Consider the following 20,117-nt stretch of genomic DNA (forward strand, 5'->3'; position numbering starts at 1 on the left):
GCCCAGGGTTTTGAGCACCGCGCGGCGACGCGCCTTCACCCCGGCCAAGGTTGTCAACGTAACCTCTGCCGGCAGCCCGGCCCATTGGCTTTGCAGTTTCTCCACGCGCGCCCAGGCCCGTGCATGCTGCGGGCTGGCCTGCAACCAGGCGGCCCACGCCTGTTGGTCTGCCTCATTGGGCGCACTGCTGCTGAGCCGCACATACCAGGTGGCGGCGGCTTCGAGGGTGTGAAGATCGAGAGGCGGTGCCATCAGTCTTCCGTTAACAGCAAGCAGTGTGTCATGGCGCGGATCACGTGCTTTTTGACCGTGGTCACCGACACCCCCAAGCGTTTGCCGGTGGCCACATAACTCAGGCCTTCCAGTTGAACGCTGAGGAAAATCTGCCGCGTGCGCTCGCCCAGGCCGTCCAACATGGAATCAATCGCCACCAGGGTTTCGAGAATCAGCAGGCGTTTTTCGGGCGAAATATCCATCGGCTCAGGGTGCAGGGCCAGCGCTTCGCAGTACGCCTGCTCCAGGGCACGGCGCCGGAACTTGTCGATCATCAGTGCACGGGCAATGGCGCTCAAGTAAGTGCGCGGCTCGCGGATCTGCTCGATATCACGGGACGCCAGCAAGCGTACAAACGTGTCCTGAGCCAAATCGGCTGCATCGCTGGCGTTACCCAGCCGCGCGCGCAACCAGCTTTTGAGCCAGCCGTTATGTTCGCTGTACAACAGGTGCAGGGCGCAATGGTCAGGAGCGGGCATAAGTGGCCAACCAATATCACTGATTGATAATGAGTCGCATTGTCTAGATCGCGCTGCAATTGTGCAAGATGGTTGAGTGGGAGAGGGCGCTTAGCGTGCGGGGTTACCGATGTGTCGCACAAAAAAACCGGCGCGGTGGCCGGTTTTCTGCGCAGTTAATCTTAAACCGCATCCCCTTCTTGAGCCTGCTGCAGTCCCAATGTGAGGTCATCAATGACCGCCTTGGCCATCTCGCTGAGATAATGCGAAGCCCAGCGCATGGCTTCGTTGCCATCGTCCATGGCGCCGAGAAACGACAGTGTGTTGACGCAGTTCATCAGCAGAGAAGCATGCTCCATCGCCTCAACGCCCGAAATACCGGGGTTGACGCTGAACAAGCGTTGATTCTGAGCATTGCACGTGCCAAACGTGGCAGCGCCGGTGGTATGGATTAAAGGGGAAGCAGGGCGTGTCATTGGGCGTAACTCCTGTATGTGAGGAGCTGCCACAGTTCGCCGCGAAACGAATAAGGGTGGCAGCCATGTGCGGGTTCGCGGACCGGGCATACAGGAACCCCGGCAGACCCGAAGGTCTCCCACACACAGCCGCCATAACAGACTAGCGGGCACAAAAAAGCGCCAGCTATTGAAATGGTGGCGCCTGTGCGCCTGTATATGCTCGGACCGCGACGTCCGGTCGCTGAATGGGCAGCGACGGAGCGAGAGTAACCCTCCCGGTTGAAAAGGGCAAACGTGGGGCAGGCGCCATTTGTAGGAGCGAGCTTGCCTCGCGATCTTTTGATCTTGGAGAGCCCCTCGCAGCCTTCGTGCCTCGGCAGCGACTACAGGATGCGTGGCTGCGAAATAACTACGACTGCTTCGCAGCCGGACGTAGCCTCGCGGTGCTCGTCAACTGCTACGGGGGAGGGGTGCACGCAAATTTGTAGGAGCGAGCTTGCTCGCGATCTTTTGATCTTTTCTACAGGCGAAAAAAAAGACCTTGATAATCAAGGTCTTTCTTTAAGATGGTGCCCCGAGGGAGACTCGAACTCCCACTTCTTGCGAAAACGGATTTTGAATCCGCCGCGTCTACCAATTCCGCCATCAGGGCTCAATGGCGGCGAAGTATAGAGATGACATTTAGGTCGGTCAACAACTTATTGGTCTATTTTTACTAAGTCCGTTAAACTCCCCGGCCCTGCTAGACGAAACCTATCATGCGCGTTGCTGACTTTACTTTCGAGCTCCCTGATTCACTCATCGCACGCCATCCTTTGGCGGAGCGCCGTAACAGTCGCCTGCTGACCCTGGATGGGGAGAGTGGCGCACTGGCACATCGTCAATTCACTGATTTGCTTGAGCATTTGCGCCCAGGCGATTTGATGGTGTTTAACAATACCCGGGTGATTCCAGCCCGCTTGTTCGGCCAAAAGGCGTCGGGTGGCAAGCTGGAAATTCTGGTTGAGCGGGTGCTCGACAGTCATCGGGTGCTGGCGCATGTGCGCTCCAGCAAGTCGCCAAAACCAGGCTCAAAAATCCTCATTGATGGCGGCGGCGAAGCCGAGATGCTGGCCCGCCACGATGCGTTGTTTGAGTTGGGCTTTACCGATGAGGTGTTGCCGCTGCTCGATCGCGTCGGGCATATGCCGTTGCCGCCGTATATCGACCGCCCGGACGAAGGTGCCGACCGCGAGCGTTATCAAACGGTCTACGCTCAGCGCCTGGGTGCTGTGGCGGCGCCGACTGCGGGGCTGCACTTTGATGAGCCGCTGATGCAGGCCATCGCTGCCAAGGGCGTCGAAACGGCGTTTGTCACGCTGCACGTGGGCGCGGGTACGTTCCAGCCGGTGCGCGTTGAGCGCCTTGAGGACCATCACATGCACACTGAATGGCTCGAAGTCGGCCAGGATGTGGTTGACGCCGTGGCGGCGTGCCGTGCGCGTGGCGGGCGGGTGATTGCGGTGGGCACCACCAGTGTGCGCTCGCTGGAAAGCGCGGCGCGTGACGGTGTGCTGAAGCCGTTCAGTGGCGACACTGACATTTTCATCTTCCCGGGCCGCCCGTTTCATGTGGTCGATGCCCTGGTGACCAACTTCCATTTGCCGGAATCCACGCTGTTGATGCTGGTTTCGGCGTTCGCCGGTTATCCCGAAACCATGGCGGCCTATAAGGCTGCGGTTGAGCATGGGTACCGCTTCTTTAGTTACGGTGATGCGATGTTCATCACCCGCAATCCCGCGCCGACGGCTCCAGCCCCGGCCCCAGAGGATCAAGCATGAGCAACTGTCGTATGTCCTTCGAGCTGCTGGCCACTGATGGCAAGGCTCGTCGTGGTCGCCTGACCTTCCCCCGTGGTGTGGTTGAAACCCCGGCTTTCATGCCTGTGGGCACCTATGGCACGGTCAAGGGCATGCTGCCGCGTGATATTGAAGCCATCGGCGCGCAGATGATTCTGGGCAACACCTTCCACCTGTGGCTGCGCCCGGGCACTGAGGTGATCAAAAAGCACGGCGACTTGCACGATTTCATGAAGTGGCAAGGGCCGATCCTGACTGACTCCGGTGGTTTCCAGGTGTTCAGCCTGGGTGCCATGCGCAAGATTAAAGAAGAGGGCGTGACCTTTGCGTCCCCGGTTGACGGCGCCAAGGTGTTCATGGGGCCGGAAGAGTCGATGCAGGTTCAGCGTGACCTGGGCTCTGATGTGGTGATGATTTTCGACGAATGCACCCCGTACCCCGCCGATGAAGACGTGGCTCGTGTGTCCATGGAGCTGTCGCTGCGTTGGGCGCAGCGCTCGAAAATCGCCCATGGCGACAACACCGCAGCCTTGTTCGGCATCGTTCAGGGCGGCATGCATCAGAACCTGCGTGAGCGTTCGCTCGAAGGCCTGAACAAAATCGGCTTTGACGGCCTGGCCATCGGCGGTCTGTCGGTGGGCGAGCCCAAGCACGAAATGATCAAGGTGCTGGATTACCTGCCCGCAATGATGCCTGCTGACAAACCTCGTTACCTTATGGGGGTTGGCAAGCCAGAAGATCTGGTGGAGGGTGTGCGCCGCGGTGTGGACATGTTCGATTGCGTGATGCCAACCCGCAATGCCCGCAATGGGCATCTGTTTATCGACACGGGTGTTTTGAAGATCCGCAATGCGTTCCATCGCCATGATGATTCGCCGCTGGATCCGACCTGCGATTGCTATACCTGCCAGAACTTCTCTCGCGCTTATCTGCATCATCTGGACAAGTGCGGCGAAATGCTGGGTAGCATGCTCAATACCATCCACAATTTGCGGCACTATCAGGTGCTGATGGCTGGTTTGCGCGAGGCTATTCAACAGGGTACATTGGCCACCTTTGTCGATGCCTTCTATGCCAAGCGCGGGCTTCCTGTGCCGCCTTTGGACTAAGTTTCGTACCTCTAAGAACCAACATTGCAACTGGAGTGCTTAATGAGCTTTTTCATCTCTTCCGCTTTCGCGGACGGTGCAGCACCTGCCGCTGCTGCCCCAATGGGCGGCGGCTTTGAATGGATTTTCCTGGTCGGCTTCCTGGTCATCTTCTATCTGATGATCTGGCGTCCACAAGCCAAGCGCGCCAAAGAGCAGAAGGCCCTGTTGGGTAACCTGCAAAAAGGTGATGAGATTGTGACCACTGGCGGTATCGCCGGCAAAATCACTAAAGTTTCCGACGCTTTTGTTGTCATCGAAGTGTCTGACACTGTAGAGCTGAAAATTCAGAAGGGCTCGGTTGCAGCCACGCTGCCTAAAGGCACGCTGAAAGCGATCTAAGTTTCAACTTTTAACAATCGACGGGGCGCGCAAGGCGCCCCGCGTTTTAAGCGGGCGGCGTGATTGATGCTGAACAAATACCCTCTGTGGAAATACATACTGATCCTGGCAGTGCTGGCGATCGGTTTTATTTATTCCGCTCCCAATCTGTACCCGGATGACCCGGCCATTCAGGTGTCGGGTGCGAGCACGGCATTGCAGGTGACTGAAGCTGATCTGGACCGCGCAAGCAAGGCGCTGACCGACGACGGTATCGTTGTCAAAGGTGCTTCCCTGGCTCAGAACGGCAAAACCGGTTTGCTGCGTCTGGCCAAGAAAGACGACCAGTTGCCAGCCAAGGATGTTGTGCGTAAAGCGTTGGGTGACGACTTCGTCGTTGCGCTCAACCTGGCGCAGACAACGCCTCAGTGGCTGCGTAGCCTGGGTGCTCACCCAATGAAATTGGGTCTGGACTTGTCGGGTGGTGTGCACTTCTTGCTGGAAGTGGACATGGACAAAGCCGTTGATGCACGCATGAAAGTGTACGAAGGCGATGTCAAAAGCCTGCTGCGTAAAGAGAAAGTGCGTTACCGCAGCCTGCCGCAACTCAACGGTGCCATTCAGCTGGGTTTCAGCGATGAAGCAACCCGTGAGCAAGCGCGCGGCCTGATCCGCAAAAACTTCAATGACTTCGACGTAACGGCAGCGGACCTCAATGGCCAGCCGGTTCTGCGTCTGGCGATGACCCCGGCCAAGCTGGCGGAAATCCGTGAATACTCCATCAAGCAAAACCTGACAACCGTCCGTAACCGGGTTAACGAGTTGGGTGTTGCCGAGCCTCTGGTTCAGCGTCAGGGTGCCAACCGCATCGTGGTTGAACTGCCGGGCGTACAAGACACCGCCGAAGCCAAGCGTATTCTGGGCAAGACGGCCAACCTTGAGTTCCGTCTGGCCGCTGAGCCGGGCGCATCGAAAGCCACTTCCGAGACTTTCGAATTCCGCGAGGGCAATCGTCCTGCCGCCCAGATCGAGCGCAGCTTGATCATTACGGGTGACCAGGTGACTGACGCTCAGGCGGGCTTTGACGAGCACGGCCGTCCACAGGTGAACATCAAGCTTGATGGTCATGGTGGCGAGCTGATGAGCCGTTCGACGCGCAGCAACGTCGGTCGTAGCATGGCGGTTATCTTCATCGAGCAACGCCCGGTGACGACCTACACCAAGCAAGTGGTTGACGGTGTTGAGAAGGACGTACCGGTTCAGTCGTTCAAAGAAGACAAAAAGATCATCAGCCTGGCGACCATTCAGTCGCCGCTGGGCAGTCAGTTCCGGATCACCGGTCTGAATGGTCAGGGTGAAGCGTCGGAACTTGCACTGCTGCTGCGTGCCGGTGGTCTGGCTGCACCGATGTACTTCGCTGAAGAACGCACCATTGGCCCGAGCCTGGGTGCGGACAACATTGCCAAAGGTGTTGATGCTTCGCTGTGGGGCATGCTGTTTGTGTCGATCTTCATCATCGCTATCTACCGTTTCTTCGGTGTGATCGCGACGGTGGCATTGGCGGGCAACATGGTCTTGCTGCTGGCCCTGATGTCGATTCTGGGTGCAACCCTGACCCTGCCGGGTATTGCCGGTATCGTTCTGACGATGGGTATGGCGGTCGACGCCAACGTACTGATCTTCTCGCGTATTCGTGAAGAACTGGCCACAGGCATGACACCGCAGCGGGCGATCAATGAGGGCTTCAATCGTGCATTCACGGCGATTGTCGACTCCAACCTGACAACCCTGTTGGTCGGCGGGATTCTGTTCGCCATGGGTACCGGGCCGGTTAAAGGCTTTGCGGTCACCATGTCGCTCGGTATCTTCACCTCTATGTTCACGGCCATTATGGTGACCCGAGCATTGGTCAACCTGATCTACGGCGGTCGGGACTTCAAGAAGTTGTGGATTTAAGGGGCTGCCATGTTACGTACTATCAACTTCATGGGCGTGCGCAACGTTGCGTTCGGCGTCACTGTGCTGCTTACCGTGCTGGCGCTGTTCAGCATGTTCCACAAGGGCATGAACTACGGTCTGGACTTCACCGGCGGTACGCTCATCGAGCTGACCTACGAGAAGCCGGCTGATCTGACCAAGGTGCGTGATGAGCTGGCTACGGCCGGCTTCCACGACGCCGTGGTACAGAGCTTTGGTGCGACAACCGACCTGCTGGTGCGGATGCCGGGCGATGACCCGCTGCTGGGCAACAAGGTAGCGGCGGCGCTGGGCGAGGCCGACTCGGCCAACCCTGCGGTCATCAAGCGCGTTGAGTTCGTTGGCCCGCAGGTCGGTGAAGAGCTGCGCGACCAGGGCGGCCTCGGCATGCTGATGGCGCTGGGCGGCATCATGCTGTACCTGGCCTTCCGCTTTCAGTGGAAGTTCGCGGTCGGTGCGATCGTTTCTCTGGTGCACGACGTGATCGTGACCATGGGCGTGCTGTCGTTCTTCCAGATCACCTTCGACCTGACGGTGCTGGCGGCGGTGCTGGCGATTATTGGTTACTCGCTCAACGACACCATCGTGGTATTCGACCGGGTTCGTGAGAACTTCCGGGTGCTGCGCAAGGCGACGCTGGTTGAGAACATCAACATTTCGACCACGCAAACCCTGCTGCGTACCGTGGCGACCTCGGTGTCGACCTTGCTGGCCATTGCCGCTCTGTTGATCTTTGGTGGCGACAACCTGTGGGGCTTCTCGATTGCCCTGTTCGTGGGTGTGATGGCGGGTACTTACTCGTCGATCTACATCGCCAACGTAGTGTTGATCTGGCTCAAGCTCAGCGCCGAGGATTTGATTCCTCCAGCGGCGAGCGAGAAGGAAATCGACGACCGTCCATAACGTTCTGTTAATCCCGGTGGTCACCTAAAAGGCGCGAGTATTGAACTCGCGCCTTTTTTTATGCTCCAAGGCTGGGAGTGATGGATGTGGGAATATTCCCACGTGTGATGGTCTGGAGGTTCACGTGAACAAGTCTTTGCTGGTAGGTGCGGTGTTGGGGGCTGTCGGTGTCACTGCCGGTGGCGCTTTTGCCACTTACAGCTTGGTTAAAGGCCCTGAGTCTGCTCAGGTGTTGGCTGTTCAGCCGGTCTCGCAGCAAATTAAAACCCCGCGTGAGGTGTGTAAAGACGTGACTGTCACACGCCGTGCGCCGGTCAAGGATGAGCACCAAATCGTCGGCAGTGTGATTGGTGCGGTGGCGGGTGGCCTGTTGGGTAATCAGGTCGGCGGCGGCAGCGGCAAGAAAATTGCCACTGTGGCGGGTGCCTTGGGCGGTGGTTACGCCGGTAACCGGGTGCAGGAAGGAATGCAGGAGCGTGACACGTACACCACGACGCAGACGCGCTGTAACACCGTCAACGACATCAGTGAAAAGGTGGTCGGTTATGACGTGCGATACACGCTCAATGGCAAGGAAGGCAAAGTGCGTATGGATCACGAGCCGGGCAATGAAATTGCCGTGGATAAGCAGGGCAACTTGATTCTGAATTGATGCGCTGAAAACTGTAGGAGCGAGCTTGCCTCGCGATCTTTTGATCGTTTAACAGATCGCGAGGCAATCGAGCGTCGACCGGCCCCTCCTACAGTTAAAGCAGACCAAAAAAAGCACCTCGAAAGGTGCTTTTTTTGTGCGCGAGGTTCGCTTAGCGTTTCAGCGAAGCCGGCAGGTGTGGCTGGATTGCAGTCAGCACAGCTTTGAAGCACTTGGTGTTGCCGGCAACGATGTGGCCTTTTTCAAGGAAATCGTGGCTGCCGGTGAAGTCGCTGACGAGGCCGCCAGCTTCCTGGATCAGCAGTGCGCCTGCTGCCATGTCCCACTCGGACAGGCCCGACTCCCAGAACGCGTCAAAACGACCAGCGGCCACGTAGGCCAGGTCCAGGCTGGCAGCGCCTGCGCGGCGGATGCCTGCAGTTTGGCCGACCAGGCTGCGGAACATGCCCAGGTAGTTGTCCAGGTTGTCCATTTGGTTGTCGCGGAACGGGAAGCCGGTACCCAGCAGGGCGCCTTCAAGGCTGGTGCGACCGCTTACGCGCAGACGGCGACCGTTCAGTTGGGCGCCACGGCCACGGCTGGCAGTGAATTCTTCTTGGCGAACCGGGTCGAGAACAACGGCGTGCTCAAGGCGGCCACGGTATTTGCAGGCGATGCTGACAGCGAAATGAGGAACGCCGCGCAGGAAGTTGGTGGTGCCATCCAGTGGGTCGATGATCCAGAGGTAGTCTGCACCTTCGCCGCTGCCTGCGTGCAGGCCGGTTTCTTCACCGAGGATGCCGTGCGTCGGGTAAGCCTTGCGCAAGGCGTCGATGATTTTCTGTTCAGCAGCACGATCGACTTCAGAGACGTAATCCTTGGCGTCTTTTTCGTCAACCTTGATGGTATCCAGGCGCTCGATGGAGCGGAAAATCAATTCACTGGCGCTGCGGGCGGCGCGCAGCGCGATATTCAGCATGGGCTGCATGGACGTTTCACCTAGGTCGTTAAAGAAAGCCGGACATTCTAACAGAAAATTTTGGCAGATGAAGGTTTGCGTTTGCTTACGTAGCTTAAGGTGATGGGCTTAGGTAAGATTTGCTCCCTTTTACCGGTCTGTGAGCGCTCCCATTGCTGTCTAATATTCGTGTCGTTCTGGTCAATACCAGCCATCCCGGCAACATCGGCGGTGCTGCGCGAGCCATGAAAAACATGGGGTTGTCGCGTTTGGTGCTGGTCGAGCCAAGGGTCTTTCCGCATCACGAGGCCGATGCCCGGGCGTCCGGCGCGGGCGATATTCTTGAAAATGCGCAAGTCGTCGCCTCGCTGGAAGATGCGCTGGTGGGCTGCAATCTGGTGTTGGGCACCAGTGCTCGTGACCGCCGTATCCCTTGGCCGCTGCTGGATCCACGCGAATGTGGGCAAAAAGTCGTCGAAGAGGCGGGGCAGGGCGCTGAAATCGCGTTGGTGTTCGGTCGTGAGGACTCCGGCCTGACCAACGAAGAGCTGCAGCGTTGTCATTACCATGTGCACATCCCGTCCGACCCTGAGTTCAGCTCCCTGAACCTGGGTGCAGCGGTGCAGGTGTTGAGCTACGAGATCCGCATGGCCTGGCTGGCCGCGCAAGGTCAGCCGAGCAAGATTGAAAAAGAAGAAGTCGCCTCCACTAAAAGCACGGAGCTGGCGACCATGGATGAGCTGGAGCGCTTTTACGAGCACCTGGAGCAGACGTTGGTGGCTATCGAATTTCTCGACCCGGAAAAACCGCGTCATCTGATGGCGCGCCTGCGCAGACTGTACGGGCGCAGCTCGGTCAGTCGTGCAGAGATGAACATTTTGCGTGGCATTCTCACCGAAACCCAAAAAGCGGCCCGTGGCGAGCTGCTAAAGCGCAAGGATTAATGATGTTCGAGCGTCTGCGTGAAGATATTCAAAGCGTTTTCCATCGTGACCCGGCGGCGCGCAATGCTTTCGAAGTGTTGACGTGCTACCCGGGCATGCATGCGATCTGGATCCATCGCCTCTCGGGCATGTTGTGGGGCGCGGGCTGGAAGTGGCTTGCGCGCCTGGTGTCGAACTTTGGCCGCTGGCTGACCGGGATTGAAATTCATCCGGGTGCCAAGGTTGGTCGTCGTTTCTTTATCGACCACGGCATGGGCATTGTGATCGGTGAGACCGCTGAAATCGGTGATGACGTGACCTTGTACCAGGGCGTAACCCTGGGCGGCACCAGTTGGAACAAAGGCAAGCGCCACCCGACACTGGAAAGCGGTGTCGTGGTAGGCGCGGGCGCCAAGGTACTGGGCCCGTTTACCGTCGGTGCGGGGGCTAAAGTAGGCTCCAATGCGGTGGTGACCAAGGCGGTGCCTGCGGGCGCGACCGTGGTCGGCATTCCGGGTCGGATCATCGTCAAAAGTGATGATGAGGCCGAGGCGAAGCGCAAAGCCATGGCCGAGAAAATCGGTTTTGATGCCTATGGCGTAAGCGAAGACATGCCAGACCCTGTGGCGCGCGCCATTGCCCAGTTGCTGGACCACTTGCAGGCGGTTGACGGCAAGCTGGACGGCATGTGCGGGGCCTTGAAAGACTTGGGCAGCCCTTATTGCGCCAAAGAACTGCCAGAACTGCGCGAAGAAGACTTCGCCTGCGTCCAGGGCAAGGACGAAAGCAAGGCGGTGTAATTGGCCGGTGGGAGCGGGCTTGCTCGCGATAGCCTCTGCGCGGTTTGCCTGAAGCGCCGCGTCGAAGCCATTGCGGGCAAGCCCGCTCCCACATTGATGGTGTGTGGCCGTTGGATCTGCTTCATGTGCCATTACGCCGCAGACCCTGCTACAATGCCGCCGCTCTTTGCGGGTAATCCCGACTAAAGTACTAGGTCTAATAGTTGACTTAAACAGTCGGGAATAGCATACTCGCCTCCATTCCGAATTCCGTGGTACCTGTCCATGAGACTGACTACAAAAGGCCGCTACGCCGTAACTGCAATGCTCGATTTAGCGTTGCACGCACAGCACGGGCCGGTGTCCCTGGCTGATATTTCCGAGCGCCAGGGCATCTCTCTTTCCTACCTTGAGCAACTGTTCGCCAAATTGCGCCGCAGCAGCCTGGTCTCCAGCGTTCGTGGCCCTGGCGGCGGCTATCAGCTGTCGCGCGACATGCAAGGTATTCAGGTTGCCCAGGTGATTGATGCAGTGAACGAATCGGTCGACGCCACGCGCTGCCAGGGCCTTGGCGATTGCCATGCCGGCGACACGTGCCTGACCCACCACCTGTGGTGCGATTTGAGCCTGCAAATCCACGAATTTCTCAGTGGTATCAGCTTGGCTGATCTTGTTACTCGCCGTGAGGTACAAGAAGTAGCCCAGCGTCAGGATCAGCGCCGCTGTAATGGCAAAGCGCCGCACCTGGATAAGATCGAAGCGTCCGCCGTCGAGTGATTGCATAAAAACGACGGTGCGCCAGCCAGCCTGATTTAGGAGATAGTCCATGAAATTGCCGATTTACCTTGATTACTCAGCCACCACCCCGGTTGATCCGCGCGTTGCCCAAAAAATGAGCGACTGCCTGCTGGTTGACGGGAACTTCGGTAACCCGGCTTCGCGCTCTCACGTCTTCGGCTGGAAAGCTGAAGAAGCGGTAGAAAACGCTCGCCGTCAGGTTGCTGATCTGGTTAACGCCGACCCGCGTGAAATTGTCTGGACCTCCGGTGCGACCGAAGCGAACAACTTGGCAATCAAAGGCGCAGCACACTTCTATGCCTCCAAGGGCAAGCACCTGATCACCGACAAAATTGAACACAAAGCCGTTCTCGACACCATGCGTCAGCTGGAGCGTGAAGGCTTTGAAGTGACTTACATCGAGCCAGGTGAAGATGGTCTGGTCACCCCGGCCATGGTAGAAGCCGCACTGCGTGAAGACACCATTCTGGTGTCGATCATGCACGTCAACAACGAAATCGGCACCATCAACGACATCGCAGCCATTGGCGAGCTGACTCGCTCGCGCGGCGTGTTGTTCCATGTGGACGCTGCCCAGTCGACCGGCAAGGTTGAAATCGACCTGGCCAAGCTTAAAGTGGACCTGATGTCCTTCTCGGCTCACAAAACCTACGGCCCTAAAGGCATCGGCGCACTGTACGTAAGCCGCAAGCCTCGCGTGCGTATCGAAGCTGCCATGCACGGCGGCGGTCACGAGCGCGGCATGCGTTCGGGCACCTTGGCCACCCACCAGATCGTGGGCATGGGTGAAGCGTTCCAGATCGCCAAAGAAGAAATGGCCGCTGAAAACGTCCGTATCAAAGCCTTGAGCGACCGTTTCTTCAAGCAGGTTGAACACCTTGAAGAGCTGTACGTCAACGGCAGCATGACCGCCCGCGTTCCGCACAACCTGAACCTGAGCTTCAACTACGTTGAAGGCGAGTCGCTGATCATGGCGCTCAAGGATCTGGCAGTATCGTCCGGTTCGGCGTGCACCTCTGCTTCCCTTGAGCCGTCCTATGTATTGCGTGCCCTTGGCCGAAATGACGAACTGGCACACAGCTCGATCCGTTTCACCTTCGGTCGTTTCACCACTGAAGAAGAAATCGACTACGCCGCGCAGAAGGTTTGCGAGGCTGTTACCAAGCTGCGCGCCCTGTCGCCGCTGTGGGACATGTACAAAGACGGCATCGACATTTCGAAAATCGAATGGGCGGCGCACTAATAACTTAAGTCGCCGCAAGCAGACGCTGCAGAGCGCAGCGAATAGCAGTTTTACAGCGTCTGAAGAGCGACTCTGATGAGTGAGGATTAGTACCATGGCTTACAGCGAAAAGGTCATTGACCACTACGAAAACCCGCGCAACGTCGGCAAGATGGACGCGGAAGACCCAGATGTCGGTACCGGCATGGTGGGTGCACCGGCCTGCGGCGACGTTATGCGTCTGCAGATCAAGGTGAACGAGCAGGGCATCATTGAAGATGCCAAGTTCAAGACCTATGGTTGCGGTTCGGCAATTGCTTCCAGCTCCCTGGCAACCGAGTGGATGAAGGGCAAAACTCTGGATGAAGCAGAGACCATCAAGAACACTCAGCTGGCTGAAGAACTGGCCTTGCCACCTGTAAAAATTCACTGCTCGGTACTCGCTGAAGACGCCATCAAGGCCGCCGTTCGCGACTACAAGCAGAAGAAAGGTTTGATCTGACCCGAATGGCCTGTGCCTGAAAGGGCAAGGGCCGGTGATGATACTGGCGAGAGGTAAGGAGTCACGATGGCTATCAGCATGACAGAGGCGGCGGCCAAGCATATTCGCCGCTCCCTTGATGGGCGCGGCAAAGGTGAGGGGATTCGTCTGGGTGTTCGCACCACGGGCTGTTCCGGTCTTGCCTATGTGCTGGAGTTTGTCGATGAAGTGGGCGCAGACGATCAAGTCTTCGAAACCCATGGCGAAAAAGTGATCATTGATCCTAAAAGCCTGACCTACCTTGACGGCACCGAGCTGGATTTCGTCAAGGAAGGCCTCAACGAAGGCTTCAAGTTCAATAACCCCAACGTGCGCGGCGAATGTGGCTGCGGCGAGAGCTTCAACATCTGAGGCCAGTCGTGGGTACTCCTTGTCATTTTGCTTTGTTTGAACTGCAGCCGAGCTTCAATCTGGACCTCGATCAGTTGGCCACGCGTTACCGTGAGTTGGCGCGTGGTGTGCACCCGGACCGCTTTGCTGATGCTTCCGAGCGTGAGCAGCGACTGGCGCTGGAGCAATCCGCCAGCCTCAATGAGGCGTATCAGACACTCAAAAGCCCCTCTAAACGTGCGCGTTACTTGCTCGCGATGAGTGGTGGCGACATGCCCCTTGAAGTCACGGTGCATGACCCCGAGTTTCTGATGCAGCAGATGCAATGGCGCGAAGAGCTTGAAGACCTTCAAGACGATGCCGATGTAGCGGGTGTTGCCGCATTCAAGCGTCGTCTTAAAGCCGCTCAGAACCAATTGAACGAAAGCTTCGCTGCCTGTTGGGATGATGCTGCACAGCGTGAACAGGCTGAACGCCTGATGCGCCGCATGCAGTTCCTCGACAAGCTCACCTACGAAGTGCGCCAGTTAGAAGAGCGCCTCGACGATTAACCCAGTGCCGCCACGGTTGCACGCCTGATATACAGATAAGTCCTGATCACAATGGCCCTACTGCAGATCGCCGAACCCGGCCAAAGTCCTCAACCGCACCAGCGTCGTCTGGCTGTGGGTATCGACTTGGGTACTACCAATTCGCTGGTCGCTGCATTGCGCAGTGGTCTTTCCGAGCCGCTGGCTGATGCCGAAGGTCGAATCATCCTGCCTTCTGCGGTGCGTTATCACGCAGACCGCGTCGAGGTAGGTGAATCCGCACGCCTGGCGGCCTCCAGTGACCCTTACAACACCGTGTTGTCAGTCAAGCGTTTGATGGGTCGTGGTCTGTCCGACGTAAAGCAATTGGGCGAGCAACTGCCTTACCGCTTTGTCGGCGGTGAGTCGCACATGCCGTTCATTGACACCGTGCGAGGCCCGAAAAGCCCGGTAGAGGTGTCTGCGGACATCTTGAAGGTGTTGCGCGAGCGTGCTGAAAAGACCTTGGGCGGTGAATTGGTCGGGGCGGTGATTACCGTTCCCGCCTATTTTGACGATGCTCAACGTCAGGCCACCAAAGATGCTGCGCGTTTGGCCGGGCTGAATGTGTTGCGACTGCTCAACGAGCCGACGGCTGCGGCAGTGGCTTACGGTCTGGACCAGCAGGCAGAAGGCGTTGTTGCGATCTATGACCTGGGTGGCGGTACGTTCGATATCTCGATCCTGCGTTTGACCGGCGGTGTGTTTGAAGTTCTGGCCACGGGGGGCGACAGCGCCCTGGGCGGCGACGACTTTGACCACGCCATTGCGAGCTGGATCGTCGAGCAGGCCGGTTTGTCGGCGGACCTTGATCCGGGTGCTCAGCGCCAGCTGTTGCAAATTGCCTGCGCGGCCAAAGAGGCGCTGACCGATGCGTCCTCGGTGCCTGTCAGCTATGGCGATTGGCAGGCAGTGCTGACCCGTGATGCCTTCAATGCGCTGATCGAACCGATGGTTGCGCGCAGCCTCAAAGCCTGCCGCCGTGCCGTGCGTGACGCCAATATTGAGCTTGAAGATGTTCAGGCGGTGGTGATGGTCGGGGGTTCGACCCGCGTGCCGCGTGTTCGCGAGGCTGTGGCTGAGATGTTTGGTCGTGAGCCGCTGACGGACATCGATCCGGACCAAGTGGTTGCCATTGGTGCTGCGATTCAGGCAGATACCCTGGCGGGCAACAAACGCGATGGTGGCGAGTTGCTGCTGCTTGACGTGATTCCCTTGTCGCTGGGTCTGGAGACCATGGGCGGCCTGATGGAAAAAGTCATTCCGCGTAACACCACGATCCCGGTGGCCCGCGCGCAAGACTTCACTACCTACAAAGATGGCCAGACGGCCATGATGGTGCATGTGCTGCAAGGCGAGCGCGAGCTGATCAGCGATTGCCGCTCACTGGCGCGCTTTGAACTGCGCGGTATTCCGCCGATGGTGGCGGGTGCTGCGAAAATCCGCGTGACCTTCCAGGTCGACGCTGATGGCTTGCTCAGTGTCTCGGCCCGTGAATTGGGCTCGGGTGTTGAGGCCAGCATTCAGGTCAAGCCGTCGTACGGGCTGACCGATGGCGAAATCGCCAAAATGCTCAAAGATTCGTTCCAGTACGCCGGTGACGACAAGGTCGCCCGTGTCCTGCGCGAGCAGCAAGTCGATGCCCGGCGCCTGATCGAAGCCGTGCAAGCTGCCCTTGAGGTCGACGGCGAGCGTTTGCTGGATGCCGAAGAACGCATGGTCATCGAACTGCAAATGCAGGAATTATCCGAATTATTAGAAGGCACCGATGGCTATGCTATCGAGCAACAGACCAAGCGTCTGTCGCAAGTGACCGATGCTTTTGCTGCCCGCCGTATGGATTTGACCGTCAAAGCCGCTCTGGCGGGGCGCAACCTGAATGAGATTGAGGAATAACAATGCCGCAGGTCATTTTTTTGCCACACGCCGAGCATTGCCCGGACGGTATGGTTGTCGAGGCTGAGACTGGAAAATCGATTCTCGAAGTGGCGCACGACAATCACATCGAAATCGAAAGTGCGTGTGGTGGTGTCTGCGCCTGCACCACCTGCCATTGCATCATTCGCGAAGGTTTCGACTCGCTCGAAGAAGCCGATGAGCTCGAAGAAGACTATCTGGACAAAGCCTGGGGTCTGGAAGCGCACTCGCGTCTGGCGTGCCAGGCGCTTGTCGGTGAAGAAGACCTGACCGTCGAAATCCCGAAATACTCACTCAACCATGCTGCCGAAGCGCCGCACTGATAGCGCTGCACGTCTGTAGTCGCTGACGAGGCACGAGGCTGCGATCGGGCGAAACTCGCCGATACATGGCCTCGCCAATTGCTTAAAGGAATTGTCATGAGTCTGAAATGGGTTGATGTACAAGAAATTGCTATACAGCTGGCTGAAGCTCACCCGGATATCGATCCGCTGACGGTGAACTTCGTCAAGCTGCGTAACCTGGTTATGGCGTTGCCTGACTTTGACGACATCCCGGATCGCGGCGGGGAGAAAGTCCTCGAAGCCATTCAGGGTTTGTGGATCGAAGAGGCTGACTAAGCCCGCAACGTTCGTAATTATGCAATACCCAAGAACCCGCGTATAATTCGCGGGTTTAATTTTTCGCTTAAATCACTGTTTCTGGAGTTACACCATGGCTGTTCAACGTACTTTCTCCATCATCAAGCCTGACGCCGTTGCTAAAAACGTTATCGGCAAGATCGTTACCCGTTTCGAAGACGCTGGCCTGAAGGTTGTAGCTTCTAAACTGAAGCAACTGTCCAAAGCAGAAGCTGAAGGCTTCTACGCTGAGCACAGCGAGCGCGGCTTCTTCGCCGACCTGGTTGCTTTCATGATCTCCGGTCCAGTTGTTGTTCAGGTTCTGGAAGGCGAAAACGCTATCGCTCTGAACCGTGAGCTGATGGGCGCTACCAACCCTAAAGAAGCCGCTGCTGGCACCATCCGTGCTGACTTCGCTGAGTCCATCGACGCTAACGCTGTTCACGGTTCCGACTCGGAAGCAGCCGCTGCACGCGAAATCGCTTACTTTTTCGCAGCTACTGAAGTAACCACTCGCTAAGCATTGGCTTGTGAGTGAGGGTGAAGACATGATTGCAACGACTGGCAAAACTAACCTGTTGGGTCTGACTCAGCCGGAAATGGAGAAATTCTTCGACTCAATCGGGGAGAAGCGTTTCCGTGCCGGTCAGGTCATGAAGTGGATTCACCACTTTGGCGTCGATGATTTCGACGCCATGACTAACGTCAGCAAAGCCTTGCGCGACAAGCTCAAGGCTATTGCTGAGGTTCGTGGACCTGAAGTCGTCAGCGAGGACATCTCCAGCGATGGCACCCGTAAGTGGGTGGTACGCGTTGAGTCCGGCAGCTGCGTCGAGACCGTTTATATTCCCCAGGGCAAACGCGGCACTTTGTGCGTTTCGTCCCAGGCAGGCTGTGCCCTGGATTGCAGTTTCTGCTCCACCGGCAAGCAAGGCTTCAATAGCAACCTCACCGTAGCCGAAGTAATTGGCCAGGTGTGGATTGCCAACAAATCTTTTGGCAGCGTCCCGGCAACCATTGACCGTGCCATCACCAACGTGGTGATGATGGGCATGGGTGAGCCGCTGCTGAACTTCGACAACGTGATTGCCGCCATGCATCTGATGATGGATGACCTGGGCTATGGCATCTCCAAGCGCCGGGTGACCCTGTCCACCTCGGGCGTGGTGCCCATGATCGATGAGCTGTCCAAGCACATCGACGTGTCCCTGGCGTTGTCGCTGCACGCACCAAACGACGAACTGCGCAGTCAGTTGGTGCCGATCAACAAGAAATACCCGCTCAAAATGCTGCTTGAGTCCTGCCGCAACTACATGTCGAGCCTGGGCGAAAAGCGTGTTCTGACCGTTGAATACACCCTGCTCAAAGGCGTCAATGACCACGTCGATCACGCGGTACAAATGATCGAACTGCTCAAGGACACCCCGTGCAAGATCAACCTGATCCCGTTTAACCCGTTCCCGCATTCGGGCTATGAGCGTCCAAGCAACAACGCCATTCGCCGTTTCCAGGAACTGCTCCAGCAAGCGGGTTACAACGTGACCGTGCGCACCACCCGTGGTGAAGACATCGACGCGGCTTGCGGGCAGTTGGTGGGTCAGGTCAATGACCGCACCCGCCGTAGCTCGCGCCTGATCGCCGCACGCGAACTCAATGCTGAGACTGATCTGGCGCAAAACGCTGCGGCTCAGCCCTGAGAGAGGAAACCTATGATCTTGCGCGCTGCGCTCCCTGTCCTCATGGCCGGCCTCTTGGCTGGCTGTGTCTCATCGGGTGATTCAAACCCGTTGAGTAGCGACAAGGGGCGTGAAGAAGCGCGTCAGGCCTATGTTCAGCTCGGGCTTGGTTATCTCCAGCAAGGGATGGCCGAACAAGCCAAAGTCCCCCTCAGCAAAGCCCTCGAACTCAACAAGACGGACCCGGACACCAACGCCGCACTGGCCTTGGTGTTTCAGTACGAAATGGAGCCTGCGCTTGCAGAGCGGGCGTTCCAGACAGCGTTAAGCGGGCGGCCGACTGACACGCGAATCATCAACAACTACGGCAGCTTCCTGTTTGAGCAGCAGCGCTATCAGGACGCTTACAGCCAGTTTCTAAAAGCCTCGGCAGACAGCCTGTACCCTGAGCGTTCGCGTGTTTACGAGAACCTTGGGGTCACTTCGCTCATGCTGGGGCAGCGTGAGGTGGGGCGCCAGCAGCTTGAAAAAGCCTTGCGCCTGAACCGTCAGCAACCCCGTGCACTGCTCGAAATGGCTGAGATGTCTTACGAAGACAGGCATTATGTGCCAGCACGTGACTATTACGATCGTTTTAGCCTGCTTAGCGGGCAAAATGCACGTAGTCTATTGCTCGGTGCGCGACTGGCGAGTGTTTTCGATGAGCGCACCTCCACAGCCAACTATGGCCAGCAACTACAACGACTCTATCCCGGCACGCCGGAATATCAGCAATACCTGTCGGAGCAATGATGAAAGCGGCGCAACCCGAAGTTCTAGCAGCGACTCGTGTCAATCCCGGTGAGACCTTGCGTCTGGCCCGTGAAAACAATGGATGGACCCTGGCTGAAGTCGCCCTGAAACTCAATCTCACGGCCAGTTCCTTGAGCAACCTTGAGACGGGAGCGTTCGACAAACTGCCGGGCCATACCTTTGCCCGTGGTTACATCCGCGCCTATGCCAAATTGCTTGGCATGGACCAGGCCAGCCTGGTGCATGAGTTCGACGTGTACACCGGCACCGATGCCAATGGCAGCAATGTGCACAGCCTGGGGCGTATTGAAGAGCCCGTGCGCGTGTCACATACCATTTTGCGCATCATTAGTTTGTTACTGCTCATTGCCGTCCTGGGCGGTGGTTTTTTCTGGTGGCAGGACCAAACGTCCATGCGCGCCAAGGACCTGATTGGTCTGGCCCCCGAGCACGTAGAAGTTGAAGGCGCCGATGGCACCACCCAGATCCACCCGCTCGATGAGCCGGAAGACCAAGCGGTGGCCCAGGCCAATGTAGAAGGCGAAGCCGCGCCGCAACCGTCGACAGAGCAAGCTGCCAGCACTGACCTGCCATTGCCTGCTACCGGGGCTGCTTCAACGCCAGCAGCGCCAGCCACTTCAGTGGCCCCTGTGCAGCCAGCGGCTCCAGCCGCTGCCACGCCCGTTGCTCCGGCTGCCGTACCCGCTACCCCACAAGCCGCCAGCACCGCGCCCGTTGCGGGTGCCGGCAAGGTCAATATCAACTATGTCGCTGATTGCTGGTCTCAAGTCACTGATGGCAACGGCAAAGTGCTGTTCAGTGGTCTTAAACGCAAGGGCGACACGCTTGATGTGACCGGCAAGCCGCCTTTCAGCGTGCGCCTGGGCTATGCCCGCGGCGCGCAGGTGACCTACAACGGTCAGGTTGTGGATGTGGCTCCTTTCACCAGTGGCGAGACCGCTCGCCTGAAGTTAGGTCAATAAGT

The 20,117-nt window shown here is 57.8% G+C and carries 24 protein-coding genes and 1 tRNA gene; 20 read left to right on the plus strand and 5 right to left on the minus strand.

Going from position 1 to position 20,117, the window contains the following annotated elements; all coding sequences use genetic code 11:
* From GHO41_RS16905 to GHO41_RS16920, 4 genes are all read right to left on the minus strand, one after another.
* Positions 1 to 252: DUF4880 domain-containing protein (locus GHO41_RS16905; protein WP_153434187.1), on the minus strand; the 252-nt coding region annotated here is incomplete at its 3' end.
* Positions 252 to 752 (minus strand): sigma-70 family RNA polymerase sigma factor, encoded by a 501-nt coding sequence (locus GHO41_RS16910; RefSeq protein ID WP_123751394.1) that lies wholly within the window; start codon positions 750 to 752, stop codon positions 252 to 254. The genes GHO41_RS16910 and GHO41_RS16905, both read right to left, overlap by 1 nt.
* A 161-nt stretch (positions 753 to 913) precedes the next feature.
* Positions 914 to 1,207 carry a DUF3077 domain-containing protein gene (locus GHO41_RS16915; protein ID WP_153434188.1) on the minus strand — a complete coding sequence of 98 codons (294 nt, stop codon included), beginning with the start codon at positions 1,205 to 1,207 and terminating at the stop codon, positions 914 to 916.
* Positions 1,208 to 1,756: 549 nt separating this feature from the next.
* A tRNA-Leu gene (locus tag GHO41_RS16920) sits at positions 1,757 to 1,841 on the minus strand.
* Between the two features lie 106 nt (positions 1,842 to 1,947).
* Between GHO41_RS16920 and queA the strand changes: the two genes are divergently transcribed.
* The 6 genes from queA (at position 1,948) to GHO41_RS16950 (ending at position 8,028) form a co-directional block, all read left to right on the plus strand.
* The gene (gene queA, locus GHO41_RS16925; RefSeq protein ID WP_048367107.1) at positions 1,948 to 3,009 is read left to right on the plus strand and encodes a tRNA preQ1(34) S-adenosylmethionine ribosyltransferase-isomerase QueA; all 1,062 of its coding nucleotides are present in this window, start codon (positions 1,948 to 1,950) and stop codon (positions 3,007 to 3,009) included.
* 11 nt (positions 3,010 to 3,020) lie between these two features.
* Entirely contained in the window at positions 3,021 to 4,136 is a 1,116-nt protein-coding gene (gene tgt / locus GHO41_RS16930; RefSeq protein WP_082148614.1) for a tRNA guanosine(34) transglycosylase Tgt, read from the plus strand.
* 42 nt (positions 4,137 to 4,178) lie between these two features.
* Positions 4,179 to 4,517 carry a preprotein translocase subunit YajC gene (gene yajC / locus GHO41_RS16935; protein ID WP_048367104.1) on the plus strand — a complete coding sequence of 113 codons (339 nt, stop codon included), beginning with the start codon at positions 4,179 to 4,181 and terminating at the stop codon, positions 4,515 to 4,517.
* 66 nt (positions 4,518 to 4,583) lie between these two features.
* The gene (gene secD, locus GHO41_RS16940) at positions 4,584 to 6,452 is read left to right on the plus strand and encodes a protein translocase subunit SecD (RefSeq protein WP_048367103.1); all 1,869 of its coding nucleotides are present in this window, start codon (positions 4,584 to 4,586) and stop codon (positions 6,450 to 6,452) included.
* Between the two features lie 9 nt (positions 6,453 to 6,461).
* A complete protein-coding gene (secF, locus tag GHO41_RS16945; protein WP_048367102.1) occupies positions 6,462 to 7,376 on the plus strand; it encodes a protein translocase subunit SecF in 915 nt (304 codons plus the stop codon).
* Between the two features lie 124 nt (positions 7,377 to 7,500).
* Complete coding sequence (locus GHO41_RS16950) at positions 7,501 to 8,028, plus strand: glycine zipper 2TM domain-containing protein (RefSeq protein WP_048367100.1); 528 nt, start codon at positions 7,501 to 7,503, stop codon at positions 8,026 to 8,028.
* A gap of 151 nt (positions 8,029 to 8,179) precedes the next feature.
* Here the strand turns inward: GHO41_RS16950 and suhB are convergent, their stop codons facing one another.
* Positions 8,180 to 8,995, minus strand: a complete 816-nt coding sequence (suhB, locus tag GHO41_RS16955) for an inositol-phosphate phosphatase (RefSeq protein ID WP_047273836.1) — start codon at positions 8,993 to 8,995, stop codon at positions 8,180 to 8,182.
* A 143-nt stretch (positions 8,996 to 9,138) separates the two neighbouring features.
* Here suhB and trmJ point away from each other — a divergent pair, with 143 nt between their 5' ends.
* The 14 genes from trmJ (at position 9,139) to GHO41_RS17025 (ending at position 20,115) form a co-directional block, all read left to right on the plus strand.
* Positions 9,139 to 9,909 (plus strand): tRNA (cytosine(32)/uridine(32)-2'-O)-methyltransferase TrmJ, encoded by a 771-nt coding sequence (trmJ, locus tag GHO41_RS16960; protein ID WP_048367099.1) that lies wholly within the window; start codon positions 9,139 to 9,141, stop codon positions 9,907 to 9,909.
* Between the two features lie 2 nt (positions 9,910 to 9,911).
* Positions 9,912 to 10,688 carry a serine O-acetyltransferase gene (gene cysE / locus GHO41_RS16965; RefSeq protein ID WP_153389541.1) on the plus strand — a complete coding sequence of 259 codons (777 nt, stop codon included), beginning with the start codon at positions 9,912 to 9,914 and terminating at the stop codon, positions 10,686 to 10,688.
* Between the two features lie 264 nt (positions 10,689 to 10,952).
* The gene (gene iscR, locus GHO41_RS16970) at positions 10,953 to 11,444 is read left to right on the plus strand and encodes a Fe-S cluster assembly transcriptional regulator IscR (protein ID WP_047273839.1); all 492 of its coding nucleotides are present in this window, start codon (positions 10,953 to 10,955) and stop codon (positions 11,442 to 11,444) included.
* Positions 11,445 to 11,493: 49 nt separating this feature from the next.
* Entirely contained in the window at positions 11,494 to 12,708 is a 1,215-nt protein-coding gene (locus tag GHO41_RS16975) for an IscS subfamily cysteine desulfurase (protein ID WP_048367095.1), read from the plus strand.
* Positions 12,709 to 12,802: 94 nt separating this feature from the next.
* Positions 12,803 to 13,189: a Fe-S cluster assembly scaffold IscU gene (iscU, locus tag GHO41_RS16980; protein ID WP_003443374.1), complete on the plus strand. Its 387-nt coding sequence runs from the start codon at positions 12,803 to 12,805 to the stop codon at positions 13,187 to 13,189.
* Positions 13,190 to 13,255: 66 nt separating this feature from the next.
* Positions 13,256 to 13,579 carry an iron-sulfur cluster assembly protein IscA gene (iscA, locus tag GHO41_RS16985; protein ID WP_048367093.1) on the plus strand — a complete coding sequence of 108 codons (324 nt, stop codon included), beginning with the start codon at positions 13,256 to 13,258 and terminating at the stop codon, positions 13,577 to 13,579.
* Positions 13,580 to 13,587: 8 nt separating this feature from the next.
* Complete coding sequence (gene hscB / locus GHO41_RS16990; protein WP_048367092.1) at positions 13,588 to 14,109, plus strand: co-chaperone HscB; 522 nt, start codon at positions 13,588 to 13,590, stop codon at positions 14,107 to 14,109.
* A gap of 51 nt (positions 14,110 to 14,160) precedes the next feature.
* Positions 14,161 to 16,023, plus strand: coding sequence for a Fe-S protein assembly chaperone HscA (gene hscA, locus GHO41_RS16995; RefSeq protein ID WP_153434189.1), 1,863 nt, complete (start codon positions 14,161 to 14,163; stop codon positions 16,021 to 16,023).
* 2 nt (positions 16,024 to 16,025) lie between these two features.
* Positions 16,026 to 16,367, plus strand: coding sequence for an ISC system 2Fe-2S type ferredoxin (gene fdx, locus GHO41_RS17000; RefSeq protein WP_153434190.1), 342 nt, complete (start codon positions 16,026 to 16,028; stop codon positions 16,365 to 16,367).
* Between the two features lie 96 nt (positions 16,368 to 16,463).
* A complete protein-coding gene (gene iscX, locus GHO41_RS17005; protein ID WP_153434191.1) occupies positions 16,464 to 16,664 on the plus strand; it encodes a Fe-S cluster assembly protein IscX in 201 nt (66 codons plus the stop codon).
* A gap of 94 nt (positions 16,665 to 16,758) precedes the next feature.
* Positions 16,759 to 17,184 carry a nucleoside-diphosphate kinase gene (gene ndk, locus GHO41_RS17010; protein ID WP_048367087.1) on the plus strand — a complete coding sequence of 142 codons (426 nt, stop codon included), beginning with the start codon at positions 16,759 to 16,761 and terminating at the stop codon, positions 17,182 to 17,184.
* 28 nt (positions 17,185 to 17,212) lie between these two features.
* Positions 17,213 to 18,361 (plus strand): 23S rRNA (adenine(2503)-C(2))-methyltransferase RlmN, encoded by a 1,149-nt coding sequence (rlmN, locus tag GHO41_RS17015; RefSeq protein ID WP_048367086.1) that lies wholly within the window; start codon positions 17,213 to 17,215, stop codon positions 18,359 to 18,361.
* Between the two features lie 12 nt (positions 18,362 to 18,373).
* Entirely contained in the window at positions 18,374 to 19,132 is a 759-nt protein-coding gene (gene pilW / locus GHO41_RS17020) for a type IV pilus biogenesis/stability protein PilW (protein ID WP_048385878.1), read from the plus strand.
* On the plus strand, positions 19,132 to 20,115 hold the full coding sequence (locus tag GHO41_RS17025; protein WP_153328851.1) for a RodZ family helix-turn-helix domain-containing protein: 984 nt from the start codon (positions 19,132 to 19,134) through the stop codon (positions 20,113 to 20,115). The genes pilW and GHO41_RS17025 overlap by 1 nt, the downstream gene beginning before the upstream one ends.
* Positions 20,116 to 20,117: the final 2 nt, after the last annotated feature.

Origin of the sequence: Pseudomonas sp. FSL R10-0399 (genome assembly GCF_009600165.1) — a bacterium.
GTDB classification, from domain to species: domain Bacteria; phylum Pseudomonadota; class Gammaproteobacteria; order Pseudomonadales; family Pseudomonadaceae; genus Aquipseudomonas; species Aquipseudomonas helleri.